This window comes from Arenimonas terrae, from assembly GCF_006265115.1.
In the GTDB taxonomy this organism is placed as follows: Bacteria; Pseudomonadota; Gammaproteobacteria; order Xanthomonadales; family Xanthomonadaceae; genus Arenimonas; species Arenimonas terrae.
The window spans coordinates 172,979-190,709 of the sequence record NZ_SMDR01000001.1 but is presented as its reverse complement, the minus strand read 5'-3'; the positions used below and the strand labels follow the sequence as shown (position 1 = coordinate 190,709).

Here is a 17,731-nt window from a genome sequence, read left to right as displayed (position 1 = left end):
CCTTACTCCAGTCCGTCGAGCAGCGCGTCCACTTTTTCAGTGGTGAGCTTCTCGTGGTAATGACCGTCCACCACCATCATCGGCGCGCCCGCGCAGGCGGCCAGGCATTCTTCCTCGACCTTGAGGAAGATGCGGCCGTCGGCGGTGCTCTCGCCGTGCTTGATGCCGAGCTTGCGCTCGCAGTGGCGCACGATGTCTTCGCCGCCGTTGAGCCAGCAGCTGATGTTGGTGCAGATGGCGACCTTGTGCCGGCCGACCGGCGCCAGGTCGAACATCGAATAGAAGGTCGCGACCTCGTAGGCCCAGACCGGCGGGATGCCCAGGTACTTGGCGGTGGCGGCGATGATCTCGTCGCTCAGCCAGCCGGCATTCTGTTCCTGCGCGGCCATCAGGCCCTGGATCACGGCCGAGCGCTTGCGGTCTGCCGGGAACTTGGACACCCAGTGGTCGATGTGCGCGCGCGTGGCGTCGCTCAGCGCGACCATCGGGTCGACGTGCTGGCAGGCGGCGAAATTTCCGGTGGCTTTCATCGGTCAGATAACCCTTAGCGATCGATTTCGCCGAAGACGATGTCGTAGGTGCCGATCATCGCGACGACGTCCGGCAGCATGTGGCCGCGCACGATCGCGTCCATGGACGAGAGGTGGGCGAAACCGGGGGCGCGCAGCTTCAGGCGGAACGGCTTGTTGGCGCCGTCGGAGACGATGTAGGCGCCGAACTCGCCCTTGGGCGCCTCGACCGCGGCATAGGCCTCGCCGGCCGGCACGCAGTAGCCCTCGGTGAAGAGCTTGAAGTGGTGGATCAGCGCTTCCATGTCGTCCTTCATCTCGGCACGCGACGGCGGCGCCACCTTGAAGTTCTTGACCATGACCGGACCGGGGTTGGCCCGCAGCCACTGCACGCACTGCTTGATGATGCGGTTGGACTGGCGCATTTCTTCGACGCGCACCAGGTAGCGGTCGTAGCAGTCGCCCTGCACGCCCACCGGGATGTCGAAGTCGACCTTGTCGTAGGCGGCGTAGGGCTGCTTCTTGCGCAGGTCCCAGGCCAGGCCGGAGCCGCGCAGCATCGGGCCGGTCATGCCCCAGGCCAGGGCCATGTCGGTCGGCACCACGCCGATGCCGACGGTGCGCTGCTTCCAGATGCGGTTGTCGGTGAGCAGGGTTTCGTACTCGTCGACGCGGCGCGGGAAGTCGTCGCAGAAGGCGTCCAGGAAGTCGAGCATCGAACCTTCGCGCGAGGCATTCACGCGCTTGAGCTCGGCGCCCTTGCGCCACGGCGACTCGCGGTACTTGGGCATCGCGTCCGGCAGGTCGCGGGCCACGCCGCCCGGGCGGTAATAAGTGGCGTGCATGCGCGCGCCCGACACCGCCTCGTAGCAGTCCATCAGCTCTTCGCGCTCGCGGAAGGCGTACAGGAACACCGCCATCGCGCCGAGATCGAGGCCGTTGGAACCGATCCACATCAGGTGGTTCAGGATGCGGGTGATCTCGTCGAACATCGTGCGGATGTACTGCGCGCGGATCGGCGCCTGCACGCCCAGCAGCTTCTCGATCGCCAGCACGTAGGCGTGCTCGTTGCACATCATCGAGACGTAGTCCAGGCGGTCCATGTAACCGATGGACTGGTTGAAGGGCTTGGACTCAGCCAGCTTCTCGGTGCCGCGGTGCAGCAGGCCCACGTGCGGGTCGGCACGCTGCACGACCTCGCCGTCCATCTCCAGGACCAGGCGCAGCACGCCGTGCGCGGCCGGATGCTGCGGGCCGAAGTTGAGGGTGTAGTTGCGGATTTCCTGGGTCATGGCCGCTCAGTCCTTGCTCGGCTGCTCGGTGGCGGCCTGCTGCCAGCGCGAGTCTTCGCGCACCACGCGCGGCACGCCGACGCGCGGTTCGATCGAAACGGGTTCGTAGACCACGCGCTTGCGCTCGGCGTCGTAGCGCACTTCGACGTTGCCGGTCAGCGGGAAGTCCTTGCGGAACGGGTGGCCGACGAAGCCGTAGTCGGTGAGGATGCGGCGCAGGTCCGGGTGGCCCTCGAACACGATGCCGAACAGGTCGAAGCACTCGCGCTCGAACCAATTCGCCACCGGGTAAACGTCGACCAGCGACGGCACGACCGGCAGGCCGTTGTCGGCGGCGAAGCAGCGGATGCGCAGCCGCTTGTTGTTGCGCACCGACATCAGGTGCACCACCACGGCGAAACGGCGCTCCGGACCATTGCCACGCGGACGGTCTTCCCAGTTGAAGCGGCCCGGGCCGGAGGTGCCCTCGACGCCGCGCGAGAAACCCTCGTCGCTGACGTCCACGGTCTCCCACTCGTCGCTGCCGTAACCCAGGAAGTCGACGCCGCACAGGTCGATCAGCTGCTCGAAGCCGAACTCGGGCTCGTCGCGCAAGATGCGCGCCGCGTCGGCCCAGGAATCCGGCGTCAGTTCGACGGTGGTTTCGCCCAGCGCCTCGCGCACCGACACCAGTCGGTCCTGCAGGCGCGCCTTCAGGCGCTCGGTGAAGCTGATCGTCGTTTCGACCATGGCGGCGGCTGGGTCCTTAGCGGGCGATGGTGTTGGTGCGGCGGATCTTCTTCTGCAGCTGCAGGATTCCGTAGACCAGGGCTTCCGCGGTCGGCGGGCAGCCCGGCACGTAGACGTCCACCGGCACCACGCGGTCGCAGCCGCGCACCACCGAATACGAGTAGTGGTAGTAGCCGCCGCCGTTGGCGCAGCTGCCCATCGAGATCACCCACTTGGGTTCCGGCATCTGGTCGTAGACCTTGCGCAGCGCCGGCGCCATCTTGTTGACCAGGGTGCCGGCGACGATCATCACGTCGGACTGGCGCGGCGACGGGCGGAAGATCACGCCGTAACGGTCCAGGTCCAGGCGCGAGGCGCCGGCGTGCATCATCTCGACCGCGCAGCAGGCCAGGCCGAAGGTCATCGGCCACATCGAGCCGGTGCGCGCCCAGTTGACCAGGGTGTCGATGTTGGTGGTGACGAAGCCGCGCTCGAGCAACGGGTTGTCGCCTTCGGGACGCAGGATGTCGTCCACCGAGCCGATCGGCTCGGGGTTGTTCATCACGCGCGAAATGGCCGAGCTCACTCCCATTCGAGCGCTCCCTTCTTCCAGACGTAAACGAAGCCGAGCACCAGCAGGCCGATGAAGATGCCCATCTCGGTGAGGCCGACGATGCCGAGGTTGCGGAAATTCACCGCCCACGGGAAAACGAAGGCGATTTCCAGGTCGAAGATGATGAACTGGATGGCGATGAGGTAGTAGCGCACGTCGAACTGCATGCGCGCGTCCTCGAAGGCCTCGAAGCCGCATTCGTAGGGCGAGAGTTTCTCGCTGTCGGGGCGCTTGGGGCCCAGGGCCCAGCCCGCGAGCAACAGGACGATGCCCAGTCCGGTCGACACGAAGAGGAACAACAGGATCGGCAGATATTCGCCCAGCACGCGCGCGTCCTCACCTTGCGCCCGTAGGCGCGTTCGTGCCGCCGCTCCAGCTGTTGCCGGGCGGCAGCCCGTCTATCGATTGGTGCCCAAGGGGGGACTCGAACCCCCACGACTTACGTCGCTACCACCTCAAGGTAGTGCGTCTACCAATTCCGCCACCTGGGCAGGTGTGCCACGTCCGGATCACCCGGAACGAAGGCGAAAGATTGTACCAGCGGATCAGCCGCCTTGGCTGCCCTGCTCGTCCTTGGCCTCGGCCTCGGGAGCCGCAGGCTCGGCCGGAACCTCGGCCGGAACGGCTTGCGCCGCCGGAGCCGCGTCGCCTTCGCTGGCCGGCGCGGCGGGAACATCGGTTGCCGGGGCGGCCGGGATCACCGGCATGTCGGCGGCCGGCGCCGGAAGCTCGCCGGCCGGCGGCGCCGCGGCCGGAACGTCGGACATCACGCCCAGGTCTTCCGCGGCCGGGTTGTGCGTGATGGTGCGGGTGGCGTTCCAGGCCATGCCCAGGCTCATCGCGAAGAACACGACGGCCAGCCACTTGGTGGCGGTGGACAGGAAGTTCGCCGAACCGCGCGCGCCGAACACCGTGGCCGAGGCGCCGGCACCGAAGCCGGAACCCGCGGCGGCGCCCGAACCGCGCTGCATGAGGATGAGCACGATCATGGCGATCGCGACCAGCACATAAATGACACTGACGATGGTGAGCAGCATGGCTTGTTCGTTTTACCTCGCCGCCGCGGCAGCGATTGCCAGGAAATCCTGGGCCACGAGGGACGCGCCCCCGATCAGGCCGCCATCGACGTCCGGCTGGGAAAACAGCTCGGCCGCGTTGGCGGGTTTCACGCTGCCACCGTAAAGGATGGGCAGCGAGCCGGCGATTCTAGCATCGTGTGCGCGCAGTTCGCCACGGATGAAGGCATGTACTTCCTGGACCTGCTCCGGGCTGGCGGTCCGGCCGGTGCCGATGGCCCAGACCGGCTCGTAGGCCAGCACGGCGCCTTCGAAGGCGGCGATTCCGGCCAGTTCGACCACCGGGCCCAGCTGCTTCTCGATCGCCCATTCGGTCTGGCCGGCCTCGCGCTGGTGCAGGGTCTCGCCGATGCACAGGATCGGGCGCAGGCCGGCCTTGCGGGCGGCGACGAACTTTTCGGCCACCAGCTGGCAGCTCTCTTCGTGGTACTGACGGCGCTCGGAATGGCCCACCAGCACGTAGCGGCCGCCGACGTCGTGCAGCATCCGGCCCGAGACCTCGCCGGTGTAGGCGCCCTGCTCGTTCAGCCCCAGGTCCTGGGCGCCGAAGGCCAGGCCCTGCGCGGCGTAGCGGTCGGCCAGCTCGCCCAGGTAGGGCACGGGCGGCAGGATCACCAGGTCCACGCCGGCCGGCCGGGGCGCGGCCACCACGGCATCGAGCAGGTGGCGCGCGAAGGCGCGGTCCCCATGCAGTTTCCAGTTGCCGGCGACGATTCTCTGGCGCATCCGTGGCTCCTCGTAATCCAGGCGCCAAGGATACCGCGCCGGCCTAGGGACTGACGATGTCCCGGTGCATCGGCGCCAGGCGCCGGAGCAGCCGGTTCTGCGCCCGGCGCGGGATGCCCCGGGCCTCCATCGCGTCCACGAGGTCCTCGACCAGGGCGTTGAAATCGGCCTCGGTCACGGCCAGGGACGCATGCGATTCGGCCATGGTCCGGCCGGTATAGGTGCAGGGTCCGCCGACCTCGACGCAGATCTGCTCGACCAGCCGGTCGTTGAGGTTGACCAGGTCGACCTCGGCGAAGCCGGCATTGATGCGCGGGTCTTCCAGCACCCGGACCAGCAGCTCCTCGACCAGGGCCTCGATGCCCGGCCGCTCGCCGAACTCCTGGTAGAGCGTGGGCCGGGGCGCCTGGCCCGCGCAGCCGGCCAGCAGCGCCGTGAGCAGGAGGCAGGTCAGCAGGTGATGGATCGGGCGCATGGCGGTCCTCAGTAGCTCAGCTGGACGGAGAGGTAGGGGCCGCCCTGCCCGTCCAGGCCGGCGATCGAGCCCAGGTCGGCCCAGGCCGCCACGACGGCGACGTGTTTGTTCGGGAACCAGGCCACGAAGACGTCGACCCAGTCGTCCTCGCCGGCGAAGCCCAGGTTGTCGGGCTTCTGGCGGAACTCGACCCCGACCGCCCAGCCCGGGTCCCAGACCACCGCCGCCGAGCCCTCGAACACCAGCGACCGTCCGCCCCGGCGGTCGCCGCCGTGGCCCAGCAGGCCCATCTGGTTGGCCCGGGTCGAACGCAGGGTGGCGTTGAGCAGCAGCTGGTGGCCGGCAGCGGCATCAAGCAGCAGCTTGCTCGCGCTCAGGTAGACGTCGGTGCCGGCCTCGTCCCGGGCCCCCACCGCCAGCGGCAGGCGCCCATCGCGCAGGCGCTTGTGCTGCACGCCAAGGCTGACCTGGGGCATCGCCGTGTACACCAGGTCGCCGCCGAGGCGCAGTTTGGCGCCGAAGACGTCCTGCTCGAGCGCATCCCAGGGCAGCGCCAGCCGCCGCTGCAGCTCGCCCAGGTCGAAGCGCTGGCGGGCGATGGAGAGTTCCAGTCGATTCCGGAACGTCCAGGCGGCGCCATAGGCATCCAGGGCGTAGTCCCCGGTGTCCACCCGAGTGTAGAAGGCGGTGCCGCCGTTCTGGTCGCGGGTGCCGTACCCGGCCAGCACGGCCCAGGGCACGAGGCCACCCCCGGCGGCCCCCTCCACCTGGCTGGCGCCGCCGGTGGCCAGCAGCCGCCCGTCGCCGGCCAGGGCCGCGAGTGGCAGGCCGGCCAGCAGGGCCAGCACGCTGACCCCAACCCTGCGCACGGTCGGTGCCTTCATGCCTCGGCCCCGGCGAAGTTGCGGCACCAGTCCATCAATGCCCCGCCCTCCAGCGGAGCGCTGAACAGATAGCCCTGGACCATGTCGCAGCGGTAGCGCTCGAGCAGGACCAGGCTGGAGTCGTTCTCGACGCCCTCGGCGATCACCGACAGCCCCATGTTGTGCCCGAGCTCGATCGTCGAGCGCACGATCACCGCATCGTCGCTGCCTTCGGTCATCTGCGTCACGAAGCTCTTGTCGATCTTCAGCTCGTCCACCGGCAGCCGCTTGAGCTGGGCCAGGGACGAATAACCGGTGCCGAAGTCGTCGATGGCCAGGCGCAGCCCGGAGGCGCGCAGCCGGTGCAGCATGCGCACGGCGTAGTCGACGTCGCGCATCAGCGCGCTCTCGGTCACCTCCAGGATGAGCCTCGGCGGCGGCACCCGGTGCCGGCGCAGGCAGGCCTGGATGAAGTCGGGCAGGTCCGCGTCCATCAGGTCCATGGCCGAAAGATTCACCGCCACGCCCAGGTCCAGGCCCTGCTCGCGCCAAAGGCTGTTCTGCTGCAGCGCCTGCTCCAGCACGAACCGGGTCAGCTCGTGCACGAAGCCGGAGCGCTCGGCGAGCGGGATGAACTCGTCCGGCGGAATCGCGCCGAGGTCATCGTGACGCCAGCGCAGCAGGGCCTCGGCGTGTTTCACCTGGCGCGTGGCCAGGTCCACCTTGGGCTGGAAACGCAGGCTGAGCTGGCCGCGGACGAGCGACTGGCGCAGGTCGCCCATCAGGGTCAACTGGCGCAGGTGCACCTCGTCCCGCCCGGGTTCGTAGACGGCGACACCGCTGCGCGCCTGCTTGGCGTCGTAAAGCGCGATGTCGGCGCGGCGCAGCAGGGTCTGGGCGTCGGCGCCGTGGTCCGGGTGCAGCACCATGCCGATGCTGCAGTCGAGGTTGATGCGGGTCGACGGCAGGTCCAGCGGCAGCCGCAGGTGCTCGAGCAGGGCGCGGGCCCGGCGCGGCGCGTGCTCGCGTTCGACGTCCTGCATCAGCACCATGAATTCGTCGCCGCCCAGGCGCGCCACCATGTCCTCGGGACGCACCGCCTGGCGCAGCCGTTTCGCCACTTCGCGCAGCACCTGGTCGCCGAAGCCGTGGCCCAGGGTGTCGTTGATTTCCTTGAACCGGTCCAGGTCGAGCATCAGCACCGCGCAGCAGCGCTCGGCGGATGGCCCGGCGATCGCCTGCTCGAGCCGGTCGCGGGCATGGCTGCGGTTGGGCAGGCCGGTCAGCCCGTCGTGGTTGGCCTGGTGCAGGATGCGCTCCTCGCGCGCCGCGATGCCGCGCTGCATCAGCCCGAAAGCATTGGACAGCCCGGAAATTTCGTCGCGGCCGCGCTCCTCCGCCACCGGCTGCGAGTAGTCGCCGGACTGGATGCGCTGCGCGGCCTCCGCCAGCCGCGTGACCGGCCGGCTGATGCCGCGGCCGACCAGAACCGCGACGATCACTGCGATCAGCGCCGCCAGCCCCGACAGCAGCAGGATCCTGGCCTTGAGCGCGCCGTAGGGCGCCATCGCCTGGTCCAGGGATCCCTGCAGCAGGACCATCACAGGCTCGTCCCCGGCGCCGGGCAGCGATTCGGCCAGCACGAAGTACTGGCCGGCGCCGAGTTCGAGCTGGCGGATGGACTTGTCCGGCCGAAGGTCGTCCGCCACCAGCGCTTCCAGCGAAGTCCGCGCCGGTGCCGGCAGGCTCGAGGCGTACACGGCGAGCCGGCCGGACTCGCGCCGGACGAAGCTGGCGTCCAGCCGGGTCAGGGCGCGGAAATCGCCGGCATAGGCGTCGCCGAAGTCCGAGCCGATCGCCACCCAGGCGATCTGGTTTGGCGCCATCACCGGCAGCAGGGCCATCACCCGCAGCCGTCCCGCCATCGGTATCACGGACAGCGCGAAGCCCTGTTCGCGCGCGTCCGCCAACATCGGTGCGATCGCCGCCCGCTGCGCCTCGGGCGTGCCGCTGTCGGCCAGGCCGGCCTGCCACTGTCCGTCCGGGCTGAGCAGCAGGGCCGCGTCGGCACCGATGCGGCTGGCCTGGTTGCGCAGCGCCGACTCCATGGTCGCGCGGTCCCCGCTGGCCACCGCGGCCTTGAAGCCGAAATCGTCCGCCAGCACCAAGGCGGTCTCCAGCAGCTGGCTGCTGCGGTTGTCGTAGAAGCGCTGCCAGACCCGCTCGCCGACCAGCAGCTCCTCGGACAGCTGGCGGCTGACGCTGCGTTCGGTGGCCACGTGCACCACGGCGAAGGTGGCCAGCTGGGCCGCCAGCACGACCAGGATCAGCAGCGCGATGATCTTGCTCTGCAGGCGCGAACGCATCAGGGTTCCCGCTTGAGGCTGCGCAGCTTTTCCTGCAGCGCGCGCAGGCGCTCGTTGCCGCGACGCTCGGGTGGAGGCGGCCCCAGCGCCAGTGTCACCGCCTGCCCGGCGGCGCCTTCGGCCAGGCTCACGGTGCGCTCGAACGGCGCGGCCAGACGCGCATGCCAGACCTGCAGCCGGTAGGTGCCGGGCGGCGCCTGCAGGCGTACGAGGCCCTGGGCGTCGGTCTTGCCGAAGTGCGGCGTGTCGAGCACGACGATGTGGCCGATCATCCAGTCGTGGATGTTGCAGCCCACGACCACGACGCCCGGTGTGTCGAAGCGCACCGGCTCCAGCGGCGTGCCCGCGTACAGCGGCAGTTCGAAGGGCTTGGCGGCCGAGAACGAATACACCTGGTGCTGCACCCGGTCGCTGTTCGGGAAACTCACCGCCGTGCCCGCCTGCACCGGCAGCACGCCCGGCACGAAGGTGGTGTCGCGCTGGTCCATCACCGCGCGGGTGCCCGGTGCCGCAGGCCGCGCGTCAGCGTGCAGGCTCGCCACCGCGTCGGCGATCGGCGCCATGCCGTCGTCCACGCGAACCTGCAGCGTGGCCGCCGGCAGCGGGGCCGACGCCAACAGCGACAGCCAAAGACACAGCCATCGGCCGCCGGTGTTGCGAAAGCTTCTGCCTGGCTCCATGGCACCCCCTGTTGGGCCTGTCGCCGAAATGTCGGCCGATTAGCGCCCGGAGCAAGTGATAATGGCGCGAAGCCCCCGAACGGACCGCCCCATGCCCAGCCCGACGACCCCCGGCTACGCCCTGATCACCGGCGCCTCCAGCGGCATCGGCGCCGCCATCGCCCGCGAATACGCCCGCCGCGGCAAGCCGCTGGTCCTGGTCGCGCGCCGGGCCGAGCGGCTGGAGGCGCTCGCGGCCGAACTTTCCGCCCAGGCGCCTTGCGTGGTGATCGCCGCCGACCTGGCCGACCCGGCCACACCCCAGCGCCTGTTCGAGGAAACGCGGGCGCGCGGGCTGTTCGTGGACACGCTGGTGAACAATGCCGGCTTCGGCACCCCGGGCCGCTACCTGTCGGCCGACTGGAAGACCCACGCCGATTTCCTGCAGGTGCTGATGACCTCGGTGGCCCAGCTCACCCACCTGTACCTGCCGGCGATGGAAGCCGCGGGCCGCGGCCGAATCCTCAACGTCGCCTCGCTCGCCGGCCTGGTGCCGGCGACCGCCGGCCACACGCTCTACGGCGCGACCAAACTCTGGCTGATCCGTTTCTCCGAGACACTGAACCAGGAATGCCGCACCCGCGGCGTGCACGTCACCGCCGTCTGCCCCGGCATGACCTATACCGAGTTCCACGATGTCAATGGCATGCGCGACAAGGTCAACAAGCTGCCCAAGGGCCTGTGGCTGACCAGCGACCAGGTGGCGAAGCTGGGCGTGGACGCCGTCGAGGCCGGCAAACCGCGCATCGTCACCGGCAAGGCCAACAACGTGATCGCGGCCTTGTCGAAGTACTTGCCGAACTGGCTGGCGAGCGCCCTCATCGGCTCCCGTTCAAAAGACTTCCGCGACGCTGATTGACGCGGGTTCGCGTCAATCCCCACGATTCGCTTCGCGAACCGCGGGCCCCCAGCTCACCTGCCGATCCCCGCGCCTTCGGCGCGCCCCCTTACCAAGGGGGCTTTCCAACAACGGGCGACCGGGCCACCCGCGGGAACACGCTCGGTTCAGACCAGCTTGATCTCGCGAAGCCGCTCCATGAGGTACTCGTGGCCGGTGATGGGCGTCGGGTAGCGGTCGGGATTGTCGGCGCTGACGCACTGGGGCAGCGTCTTGATCAGGAAGTCGGGGTTCGGGTGCAGGAAATACGGGGTGGAATAGCGCGGCTTGCGCGCCGCCTCGCCCGGCGGGTTCACCACGCGGTGGGTGGTGGACGGGTACACGTGGTTGGTGAGGCGCTGCAGCATGTCGCCGATGTTGACCACGATGGTGTCGGCGTCGGAGGTGAACGGCACCCACTCGCCCTTCTTCGACAGCACTTCCAGGCCGGCGGCGCTGGCGCCGACCAGCAGGGTGATGAAGTTGATGTCCTCGTGGGCGCCGGCGCGCACGTTCGGGATGTCGTCGGCGGTGATCGGCGGGTAGTGGATCGGCCGCAGGATCGAGTTGCCGAAGTTGGTCTTGTCGGCGAAGTAGTCCTCGGGCAGGTCGATGTGCAGGGCCAGCGCGCTGAGCACGCGCGAGCCGAGGTCGTCGAGGGCCTGGTAAAGGCCGTACGCCACTTCCTTGAACGCGGGCACTTCCGCCGGCCACAGGTTCGGCGGCATCACGTCGGCGTACTTGCTGTCGCGCGGGATCTCGCGGCCGACGTGCCAGAACTCCTTGAGGTCGAAATACTTGGCGCCCTTGGCCGTCTCGATGCCGAAGGGCGTGTAGCCGCGGGCGCCGCCGCCGCCGGGCACGTGGTACTTGCGCTTGGTCTCGTCCGGCAGCGCGAAGAACTCCTGGAACACGGCGTAGGCGCGGTCGATCTGCGCCTGCGGGATGCCGTGGTTGCGGATGCCGGCGAAACCCCACTCGCGATAGGCGGCGCCGAGTTCGGCGACGAAGGCTTCGCGGTCGGTGTCGTAGCGCTGGATGTCGAGGGTCGGGATTCGGGAGGTCACGGCGGCGTCTTCCGGTTCGGTTCGGGGAATGGCGCCAGTCTAGTCCCGGCCGGGCGACGACGCCTTGATGCGGCTCAAGCGGCGGCGCGCACGGCCTCGGCCAGGCGATCGAGCACCTGCCGCATCAGCTGGCCGTCGTCGGCCTCGACGGTGACGCGCACCACCGGTTCGGTACCCGAGGGGCGCAGCACCAGCCGGCCGCGGCCGGACAGCGCGGCTTCGGCCTCGGCGCGCGCGGCCTGGACGGCGGCGTGCTCGAGCGGCTTCACGCCCGGGGCAACGCGCACGTTCACGGTCTGCTGCGGCAGCGGCTCGTAGCCGGCAAGCGCTTCGGCCAGGGTTTTTCCGCTGCGTCGCAGCACCTCCAGCACCTGCAGGGCGCTGACGATGGCGTCGCCGGTGCTGGCGCGGTCCAGGCACAGCAGGTGGCCGGAGGCTTCGCCGCCGAGCACGCCGTCGCCCTCGACCAGGGCCTGGTGCACGTAGCGGTCGCCGACCCGGGCGCGCACGAAGCCGATGCCGCGTTCGCCCAGCGCCCGCTCCATCGCGTAATTGGTCATCAGGGTGCCGACCACCGGGCCGCGCAGGCGGCCGCTGGCGTGCCAGTCGTTGGCAAGCACCCAGATCAGGCCGTCGCCGTCCACCAGGCGGCCCTGCCCGTCCACCATCAGCACCCGGTCGCCGTCGCCGTCGAAGGCGATGCCCAGGTCGGCGCCGGTTTCGCGCACGCGGGCCATCAGGGCCTCGGGATGGGTCGAGCCGACGCCGTTGTTGATGTTCAGGCCGTCGGGTTCGGCGCCGATGGCCTCCACGGCCGCACCAAGCTCCGAGAACACCCGCGGCGCCACCTGGTAGGTCGCGCCGTGGGCACAGTCGAGCACGATCTTCATCCCGTCCAGAACGAAGTCGTCGGGCACGGTGGACTTGCAGAATTCGGCGTAACGGGCCATCGCGTCGCCGATCCGCGAGGCCTTGCCCAGGTATTCGGAGGCGACGGTGCTGAACTCGCGCTCGAGTTCGGCTTCGATCGCCGCTTCGACCGCGTCGCCCAGCTTCTCGCCCTGGGACGAGAAGAACTTGATGCCGTTGTCATGGTGCGGATTGTGCGAGGCGCTGATGACGATGCCGGCATCGGCGCGCAGCGAGCGGGTCAGGTAGGCCACGGCCGGGGTCGGCATCGGGCCGAGCATGCGCACGTCGGCGCCGGCCGCGACCAGGCCGGCCTCCAGCGCCGCCTCGAACATGTAGCCGGAAATGCGGGTGTCCTTGCCGATGACGACGATGGCGTGTTCCTTGCCCTCGCCCGCCAGCACCCGTCCCGCGGCGGCGCCCAGGCGAAGCATGAAATCCGCCGAAATCGGGTATTGCCCGACCCGGCCGCGGATACCGTCGGTGCCGAAATACTTTCGTGCGCTCATCGTTACCTCAGGCGGCGGGGGCCGGATCGGCCGCCGGGGCCGGCTGGCGCATCATCAGGGCCAACAGCGCGGCGAGCTTGTCGCGCATCTGGCGGCGATCGACGATCAGGTCGAGCGCGCCGTGGTCGAGCAGGAACTCGGAGCGCTGGAAGCCTTCGGGCAGGGTCTCGCGCACGGTCTGCTCGATCACGCGCGGACCGGCGAAGCCGATCAGCGCCTGCGGCTCGCCGATGTTGATGTCGCCGAGCATCGCGAACGAGGCCGACACGCCGCCGGTGGTCGGGTGCGTCAGCACCGAGATGAAGGGCAGGCCCGCCGCGCGCAGGCGGCCCAAGGCCGCCGAGGTCTTGGCCATCTGCATCAGCGAGAACAGGCCTTCCTGCATGCGCGCGCCGCCGGTGGCCGAGAAGCTGACGAAGGGGCAGCCGAGTTCGAGCGCGCGTTCGGCCGCCAGCGCGAAGCGCTCGCCGACCACCGAACCCATCGAACCGCCCATGTAGCGGAACTCGAACGCCGCCACGCAGATCGGCCGGCCCTTGAGCTGACCCTGCACGGCGACCAGGGCGTCGCGCTCGCCGGTCGCCTTCTGCGAAGCCTTGATGCGGTCGGCGTACTTCTTCTGGTCCTTGAAGTGCAGCGCGTCCACGGGGCCGAGCGCGGCGCCGATCTCCTCGCCGCTGTCGTCGTCCAGGAAGGCGATCAGGCGCTCGCGGGCGCCGATGCTCATGTGGTGGCTGCACTTGGGGCAGACCCGCAGGTTCTTCTCGAGCTCGGGGCCGTACAGCGCCGCGCCGCACTTGTCGCACTTCTCCCACAGGCCCTCGGGCACGGCGCGTTTGCCGCCACCCTGGGTGCGGATGCGGGAGGGCATCAATTTGGTCAGCCAGCTCATTCGGACACCGGTCTAGTTATGGGCCACGCAGTTTAGCCGGAAAGCCCGGAACCGGCAGGCCCCGGCCCGGTCAGGCGTCCAGGGCCGCGCGCAGCGGGGCCAGGAAGGCCGCGGCGCGGGCCGCGGCGTCGTCCGGCGAGTCCGCGGCGGCCAGGGCCTCGACCAGGGCGCTGCCCACCACCACGCCGTCGGCGGCGGGCGCCAGCGCCGCGGCGGAGGCCGCGTCGCGGATGCCAAAACCGACCAGCACCGGCACCGTCGCCAGGCGGCGCAGTTCGCCGGCCTTGGCCAGAACCTCGCCGGTGTCGAGCTTGCCCGCGCCGGTGACGCCGGCGAAGGAGACGTAATACAGGTAACCCTGCGATTCGGTGGCGGCGCGCGCCAGCCGCGCCGGCGAGGTCGTCGGCGCCACCAGCGAGATCAGCTGCAGTCCGGCGGCATTGAAGGCGGCGCGGGTCGGGCCCGCCTCTTCCGGCGGCAGGTCCACCAGCAGCACGCCGTCGACGCCGGCCTCGGCGGCGGCCTGCGCGAACGCCGTGGCGCCACGCATCTCGACCGGGTTGAGGTAGCCCATCAGCACCACCGGCGTATCGCGGTCGCCGCGGCGGAAGGCGGCGACGGCTTCCAGCACGTAGCGCAGGCCGGCACCGCGCTCGATCGCGCGTTCCGAGCTGCGCTGGATCACCGGGCCGTCGGCCATCGGGTCGGAGAACGGCACGCCGAGCTCGAGCACGTCGGCACCGGCCTTCACCAGTGCGTGCATCACCGGAACCGTGGCCTCGAGCGAGGGATCGCCGGCGGTGACGAAGGGCACCAGGGCCTTGCGCTTCGCGGCCTGCAGGGCGGCGAAGCGGATCGCGATGCGGTTGCTCACAGTTCGATGCCCTCGCGGCGCGCGATGGTGAAGATGTCCTTGTCGCCGCGGCCGCTGAGGTTGCACAGCACCAGCGCATCCCTGGGCAGTTCCCGCGCCAGCTTCATGGCCTGGGCGACGGCGTGGCTGGATTCGAGCGCGGCCAGGATGCCCTCGGTGCGCGCCAGCAGGTGGAAGGCCTCCATCGCCTCGTCGTCGGTGACGCCGACGTATTCGCCGCGGCCGCTGTCCTTCAGGAAGGCGTGCTCGGGGCCGACGCCCGGATAATCCAGGCCGGCGGAGATGGAGTGGGTTTCGGTGATCTGGCCGTCGTCGTCGCAGATCACGTAGGTCCGGTTGCCGTGCAGCACGCCCGGGCGCCCTGCCGACAGCGACGCCGCGTGGCGGCCGGTCGCGATGCCGTCGCCGGCCGCTTCGGCGCCGACGATACGCACCGAGCGGTCGTTGAGGAAGGCGTGGAAGATGCCGATGGCGTTGCTGCCGCCGCCGACGCAGGCAGTCACGGCGTCGGGCAGCCGGCCGTACTGTTCCAGCATCTGCGCGCGCGCCTCCTTGCCGACCACTGCGTTGAAATCGCGCACCAGCTTCGGGTACGGATGCGGGCCGGCCACGGTACCGATGATGTAGAAGGTGTCGTGCACGTTGCTGACCCAGTCGCGCATCGCCTCGTTCAGCGCGTCCTTGAGCGTCTTGCTGCCCGAGGTCACGGGCACCACCGTGGCGCCGAGCAGCTTCATGCGGAACACGTTCGGCGCCTGCCGCTCGATGTCGGTCGAGCCCATGTAGACCACGCACTCCAGGCCCAGGCGCGCGGCGACGGTGGCGCTGGCGACGCCGTGCTGGCCGGCGCCGGTTTCGGCGATGATGCGGGTCTTGCCCATGCGGCGCGCCAGCATGGCCTGGCCGATGGTGTTGTTGATCTTGTGCGCGCCGGTGTGGTTCAGGTCCTCGCGCTTGAGCAGGATGCGCGCACCGCCCACATGCTTCGACAGCCGCGCGGCTTCGTAGACCGGGCTCGGCCGGCCGACGTAGTGACGGTAGTCGTTCTGCAGTTCGGCCAGGAATTCGGGGTCGTTGCGGTATTTCTCGTACGCCGCCTCGAGCTCGCGCAGGGGCTCGATCAGGGTCTCGGAGACGAACACGCCGCCGTAGCGGCCGAAATGCCCCGCGGCGTCGGGCCATGCGGAGAAATCGGCGATGTCGGCGGCGGCGGGAATGTCATTCGGCGATGTTGCGGTCTGCACGTCTTACCTCGTCCACGAACTGCTGCATTTTTTCGCCGTCCTTCAGGCCCGGCGCGCTCTCGATGCCGCTCGACACGTCCACCGCATAGGGCCGCACGGTGCGGATGGCCTGGCCGATGTTGGCTGGCGTCAGGCCGCCGGCCAGGAAGATCGGCCGGCCCAGGGGCGGTACGGTGGTCCAGTCGAAGCGCTCGCCGCGGCCGCCGGGCTGGCCGGGGCCATGGCCATCGAGCAGGAAGGCACTGGCCGAAGGGTAGCGTTTCCGCGCCAGGGCCGCATCGTCGGCGCCCTGCCCCATCGGCACGGTCTTGATGAAGGGCAGGCCGAAGCCGCGGCAGAAGGCTTCGTCTTCGGCGCCATGGAACTGCAGCAGGGTCGGCCGCAGGGCCTTGATGGCCGACGCGACTTCGCTGCCCGGGTTGTCCATGAACAGGGCCACCACATTCACCAGGGGCGGCACGGCCTGGCGCAGGCCCTCTAGTTGCTCTGGGGCCAGTCGGCGGGGGCTGGCCGCGGCGAACACAAAGCCCAGGGCGTCCACGCCCAGTTCCACCGCCAGGCGGACGTCTCCCGGGCGGGTCAGCCCGCAGAATTTGATCCGGGTCCTCATGGCGGCATTGTAGTCCCTCCCCCGTGTTCATCCCGTCAGCGCTTGCGCTTTTGGCGCAAGTAGGTCACTTGCTCGTTTCCGGTTGATCCGGCGTGCGCCGCCGCAGACAAGAGGGGGTCCCTGCCCGCTCGGGCGTGAGCGGCATCCTGCCCAACTCACTCGCGGCCGTTGCGGGCATCCTGCCCTCCACTTCAGGTACCCCCTCTTGTCTACGTCGTCGCCACGGAGCGGTGTCGCAAGCCGATGGGACAAGCGCGTGCCCCCAGAAGGCACGAAAGCTCGCAGACGGGCCGGAATCGGCGTTTTTTGGCAGGTTTGGACAAGCCGCAAGTTAACGGCGGGGATGCCGAAGGTATCGCCAACGCGAGCTTTTAAAGCTCAATAGCCCGGCCCGGATGGTCCGCAGGCCGTCGTGCGTGAGGGCTCTTCCCGGGGCTTCGAAAACAGGGACGTTTTCGAAGAGCCTCCATGGATGGATTCACGGCGTCCCCGGGAAGAGCCCTCACGTACGGCGGCCTATCGCCAGGATCGATCCCGGCGCCAGACGAACCCAAGAAACCGAGCACGGGACCTGCTTGCGAACGCAAGCGCGAAGGGTCAGAGGGTGACTTCGGCCGGCAGAGACCATTCGGCCGGATAGCGCGGGCCGAGGAAGACCAGGCCGTTGGAGGGCGCCGTGGGCCCGGCGACGATGCGGTCGCGGCCGGCGAGCAGCTGGCCGACCCAGGCCTCGGGCTGCTCGCCCCGCCCGACCGGCAGCAGGCTGCCGACAAAATTGCGGACCATGTGGTGCAGGAAGGCGTTGGCCTGGACTTCGACGATGACCCGGTCGTCCTCGCGGCGCACGCTGATGTCGTGCACGTTTCGATTGGGGTGCGGCGCCTGGCAGTGCACCGTCCGGAAGGCGCTGAAATCGTGCTCGCCGACCAGGGCCTGCGCCGCCCGGTGCATGGCCTCGGCGTCCAGCGGCTGGCGCTCCCAGGTCAGGTACTCGCGCTGCATGGCCGGACGGATCTTCCGGTTGAGGATCGTGTAGCGGTAGCGGCGCGCGCGCGCGGAATAGCGGGCGTGGAAATCCTGCGGCATCGGCTGGCACCACAGCACCGCCACGCCGCCGGGAAGCCGGCTGTTGCCGCCCTGCTGCAGCGCGTACGGCGTGCGCACCGCTTCGGTGTCGAAATGCACCACCTGGCAGCGCGCGTGCACGCCGCTGTCGGTGCGGCCGGCGCAGACCACCTCGAGCGGATGGTCGACCACGAACGACAGCGCCGCCTCCACCGCCGCCTGCACCGAGGCGCCATGGCTCAGCCGCTGCCAGCCCTGGAAGCCGCTGCCGTCGTATTCGATGCCGAGTGCGTAGCGCATGCCGTGAAATGTGAAGGGCCGGGTTGCCCCGGCCCTT

General features: G+C 69.6%; 19 protein-coding genes and 1 tRNA gene. 1 reads left to right on the top strand and 19 read right to left on the bottom strand.

Features of this window, described 5'->3' with window-relative positions; all coding sequences use genetic code 11:
* Nucleotides 1–2: 2 nt before the first annotated feature.
* From nuoE to E1B00_RS00885, 12 genes are all read right to left on the bottom strand, one after another.
* Nucleotides 3–530 carry an NADH-quinone oxidoreductase subunit NuoE gene (nuoE, locus tag E1B00_RS00940; RefSeq protein WP_139444794.1) on the bottom strand — a complete coding sequence of 176 codons (528 nt, stop codon included), beginning with the start codon at nucleotides 528–530 and terminating at the stop codon, nucleotides 3–5.
* A 14-nt stretch (nucleotides 531–544) separates the two neighbouring features.
* Nucleotides 545–1,801 carry an NADH-quinone oxidoreductase subunit D gene (locus E1B00_RS00935; protein WP_139444793.1) on the bottom strand — a complete coding sequence of 419 codons (1,257 nt, stop codon included), beginning with the start codon at nucleotides 1,799–1,801 and terminating at the stop codon, nucleotides 545–547.
* Between the two features lie 6 nt (nucleotides 1,802–1,807).
* Nucleotides 1,808–2,530, bottom strand: a complete 723-nt coding sequence (locus tag E1B00_RS00930) for an NADH-quinone oxidoreductase subunit C (protein WP_139444792.1) — start codon at nucleotides 2,528–2,530, stop codon at nucleotides 1,808–1,810.
* 16 nt (nucleotides 2,531–2,546) lie between these two features.
* Nucleotides 2,547–3,101 carry a NuoB/complex I 20 kDa subunit family protein gene (locus E1B00_RS00925; RefSeq protein ID WP_139444791.1) on the bottom strand — a complete coding sequence of 185 codons (555 nt, stop codon included), beginning with the start codon at nucleotides 3,099–3,101 and terminating at the stop codon, nucleotides 2,547–2,549.
* Nucleotides 3,092–3,448: an NADH-quinone oxidoreductase subunit A gene (locus E1B00_RS00920; RefSeq protein WP_139444790.1), complete on the bottom strand. Its 357-nt coding sequence runs from the start codon at nucleotides 3,446–3,448 to the stop codon at nucleotides 3,092–3,094. The genes E1B00_RS00925 and E1B00_RS00920 overlap by 10 nt, the downstream gene beginning before the upstream one ends.
* Before the next feature lie 80 nt (nucleotides 3,449–3,528).
* Nucleotides 3,529–3,613, bottom strand: a tRNA-Leu gene (locus E1B00_RS00915).
* Nucleotides 3,614–3,667: 54 nt separating this feature from the next.
* Complete coding sequence (gene secG, locus E1B00_RS00910; RefSeq protein ID WP_139444789.1) at nucleotides 3,668–4,159, bottom strand: preprotein translocase subunit SecG; 492 nt, start codon at nucleotides 4,157–4,159, stop codon at nucleotides 3,668–3,670.
* A 12-nt stretch (nucleotides 4,160–4,171) separates the two neighbouring features.
* Nucleotides 4,172–4,924, bottom strand: coding sequence for a triose-phosphate isomerase (tpiA, locus tag E1B00_RS00905; RefSeq protein ID WP_139444788.1), 753 nt, complete (start codon nucleotides 4,922–4,924; stop codon nucleotides 4,172–4,174).
* A 43-nt stretch (nucleotides 4,925–4,967) separates the two neighbouring features.
* Nucleotides 4,968–5,399: a group I truncated hemoglobin gene (locus E1B00_RS00900; protein ID WP_220396221.1), complete on the bottom strand. Its 432-nt coding sequence runs from the start codon at nucleotides 5,397–5,399 to the stop codon at nucleotides 4,968–4,970.
* Nucleotides 5,400–5,407: 8 nt separating this feature from the next.
* Nucleotides 5,408–6,283: a DUF3034 family protein gene (locus E1B00_RS00895; RefSeq protein WP_139444787.1), complete on the bottom strand. Its 876-nt coding sequence runs from the start codon at nucleotides 6,281–6,283 to the stop codon at nucleotides 5,408–5,410.
* Nucleotides 6,280–8,628 (bottom strand): putative bifunctional diguanylate cyclase/phosphodiesterase, encoded by a 2,349-nt coding sequence (locus tag E1B00_RS00890; protein ID WP_139444786.1) that lies wholly within the window; start codon nucleotides 8,626–8,628, stop codon nucleotides 6,280–6,282. Before E1B00_RS00890 ends, E1B00_RS00895 begins: the two co-directional genes overlap by 4 nt.
* Nucleotides 8,628–9,308 carry a methylamine utilization protein gene (locus E1B00_RS00885; protein ID WP_425456419.1) on the bottom strand — a complete coding sequence of 227 codons (681 nt, stop codon included), beginning with the start codon at nucleotides 9,306–9,308 and terminating at the stop codon, nucleotides 8,628–8,630. Before E1B00_RS00885 ends, E1B00_RS00890 begins: the two co-directional genes overlap by 1 nt.
* A gap of 91 nt (nucleotides 9,309–9,399) precedes the next feature.
* On the opposite strand from E1B00_RS00885, the gene E1B00_RS00880 reads away from it, so the two are divergent.
* A complete protein-coding gene (locus tag E1B00_RS00880) occupies nucleotides 9,400–10,206 on the top strand; it encodes an SDR family NAD(P)-dependent oxidoreductase (RefSeq protein WP_139444785.1) in 807 nt (268 codons plus the stop codon).
* 146 nt (nucleotides 10,207–10,352) lie between these two features.
* On the opposite strand, the gene E1B00_RS00875 is transcribed toward E1B00_RS00880, so the two are convergent.
* From E1B00_RS00875 to truA, 7 genes are all read right to left on the bottom strand, one after another.
* Nucleotides 10,353–11,291: an isopenicillin N synthase family dioxygenase gene (locus tag E1B00_RS00875; RefSeq protein ID WP_139444784.1), complete on the bottom strand. Its 939-nt coding sequence runs from the start codon at nucleotides 11,289–11,291 to the stop codon at nucleotides 10,353–10,355.
* A 74-nt stretch (nucleotides 11,292–11,365) separates the two neighbouring features.
* Nucleotides 11,366–12,709, bottom strand: a complete 1,344-nt coding sequence (gene glmM / locus E1B00_RS00870; protein ID WP_139444783.1) for a phosphoglucosamine mutase — start codon at nucleotides 12,707–12,709, stop codon at nucleotides 11,366–11,368.
* A 7-nt stretch (nucleotides 12,710–12,716) separates the two neighbouring features.
* Nucleotides 12,717–13,601 (bottom strand): acetyl-CoA carboxylase, carboxyltransferase subunit beta, encoded by an 885-nt coding sequence (accD, locus tag E1B00_RS00865; RefSeq protein ID WP_139444782.1) that lies wholly within the window; start codon nucleotides 13,599–13,601, stop codon nucleotides 12,717–12,719.
* A gap of 70 nt (nucleotides 13,602–13,671) precedes the next feature.
* On the bottom strand, nucleotides 13,672–14,475 hold the full coding sequence (gene trpA, locus E1B00_RS00860) for a tryptophan synthase subunit alpha (protein WP_139444781.1): 804 nt from the start codon (nucleotides 14,473–14,475) through the stop codon (nucleotides 13,672–13,674).
* Nucleotides 14,472–15,692, bottom strand: coding sequence for a tryptophan synthase subunit beta (gene trpB, locus E1B00_RS00855; RefSeq protein WP_139447615.1), 1,221 nt, complete (start codon nucleotides 15,690–15,692; stop codon nucleotides 14,472–14,474). The genes trpA and trpB overlap by 4 nt, the downstream gene beginning before the upstream one ends.
* Before the next feature lies 1 nt (nucleotide 15,693).
* Nucleotides 15,694–16,329 carry a phosphoribosylanthranilate isomerase gene (locus E1B00_RS00850; RefSeq protein ID WP_139444780.1) on the bottom strand — a complete coding sequence of 212 codons (636 nt, stop codon included), beginning with the start codon at nucleotides 16,327–16,329 and terminating at the stop codon, nucleotides 15,694–15,696.
* Between the two features lie 597 nt (nucleotides 16,330–16,926).
* Entirely contained in the window at nucleotides 16,927–17,694 is a 768-nt protein-coding gene (gene truA, locus E1B00_RS00845) for a tRNA pseudouridine(38-40) synthase TruA (RefSeq protein WP_139444779.1), read from the bottom strand.
* Between the last annotated feature and the right edge of the window lie 37 nt (nucleotides 17,695–17,731).

Excerpts from the sequence above, each read along its gene's own strand:
- nuoE (WP_139444794.1), bottom strand. The coding sequence starts at position 530 with ATGAAAGCCACCGGAAATTTCGCCGCCTGCCAGCACGTCGACCCGATG.
- E1B00_RS00935 (WP_139444793.1), bottom strand. The coding sequence starts at position 1,801 with ATGACCCAGGAAATCCGCAACTACACCCTCAACTTCGGCCCGCAGCAT.
- E1B00_RS00930 (WP_139444792.1), bottom strand. The coding sequence starts at position 2,530 with ATGGTCGAAACGACGATCAGCTTCACCGAGCGCCTGAAGGCGCGCCTG.
- E1B00_RS00925 (WP_139444791.1), bottom strand. The coding sequence starts at position 3,101 with ATGGGAGTGAGCTCGGCCATTTCGCGCGTGATGAACAACCCCGAGCCG.
- secG (WP_139444789.1), bottom strand. The coding sequence starts at position 4,159 with ATGCTGCTCACCATCGTCAGTGTCATTTATGTGCTGGTCGCGATCGCC.
- tpiA (WP_139444788.1), bottom strand. The coding sequence starts at position 4,924 with ATGCGCCAGAGAATCGTCGCCGGCAACTGGAAACTGCATGGGGACCGC.
- E1B00_RS00900 (WP_220396221.1), bottom strand. The coding sequence starts at position 5,399 with ATGCGCCCGATCCATCACCTGCTGACCTGCCTCCTGCTCACGGCGCTG.
- E1B00_RS00895 (WP_139444787.1), bottom strand. The coding sequence starts at position 6,283 with ATGAAGGCACCGACCGTGCGCAGGGTTGGGGTCAGCGTGCTGGCCCTG.
- E1B00_RS00890 (WP_139444786.1), bottom strand. The coding sequence starts at position 8,628 with ATGCGTTCGCGCCTGCAGAGCAAGATCATCGCGCTGCTGATCCTGGTC.
- E1B00_RS00885 (WP_425456419.1), bottom strand. The coding sequence starts at position 9,308 with ATGGAGCCAGGCAGAAGCTTTCGCAACACCGGCGGCCGATGGCTGTGT.
- E1B00_RS00880 (WP_139444785.1), top strand. The coding sequence starts at position 9,400 with ATGCCCAGCCCGACGACCCCCGGCTACGCCCTGATCACCGGCGCCTCC.
- glmM (WP_139444783.1), bottom strand. The coding sequence starts at position 12,709 with ATGAGCGCACGAAAGTATTTCGGCACCGACGGTATCCGCGGCCGGGTC.
- accD (WP_139444782.1), bottom strand. The coding sequence starts at position 13,601 with ATGAGCTGGCTGACCAAATTGATGCCCTCCCGCATCCGCACCCAGGGT.
- E1B00_RS00850 (WP_139444780.1), bottom strand. The coding sequence starts at position 16,329 with ATGAGGACCCGGATCAAATTCTGCGGGCTGACCCGCCCGGGAGACGTC.
- truA (WP_139444779.1), bottom strand. The coding sequence starts at position 17,694 with ATGCGCTACGCACTCGGCATCGAATACGACGGCAGCGGCTTCCAGGGC.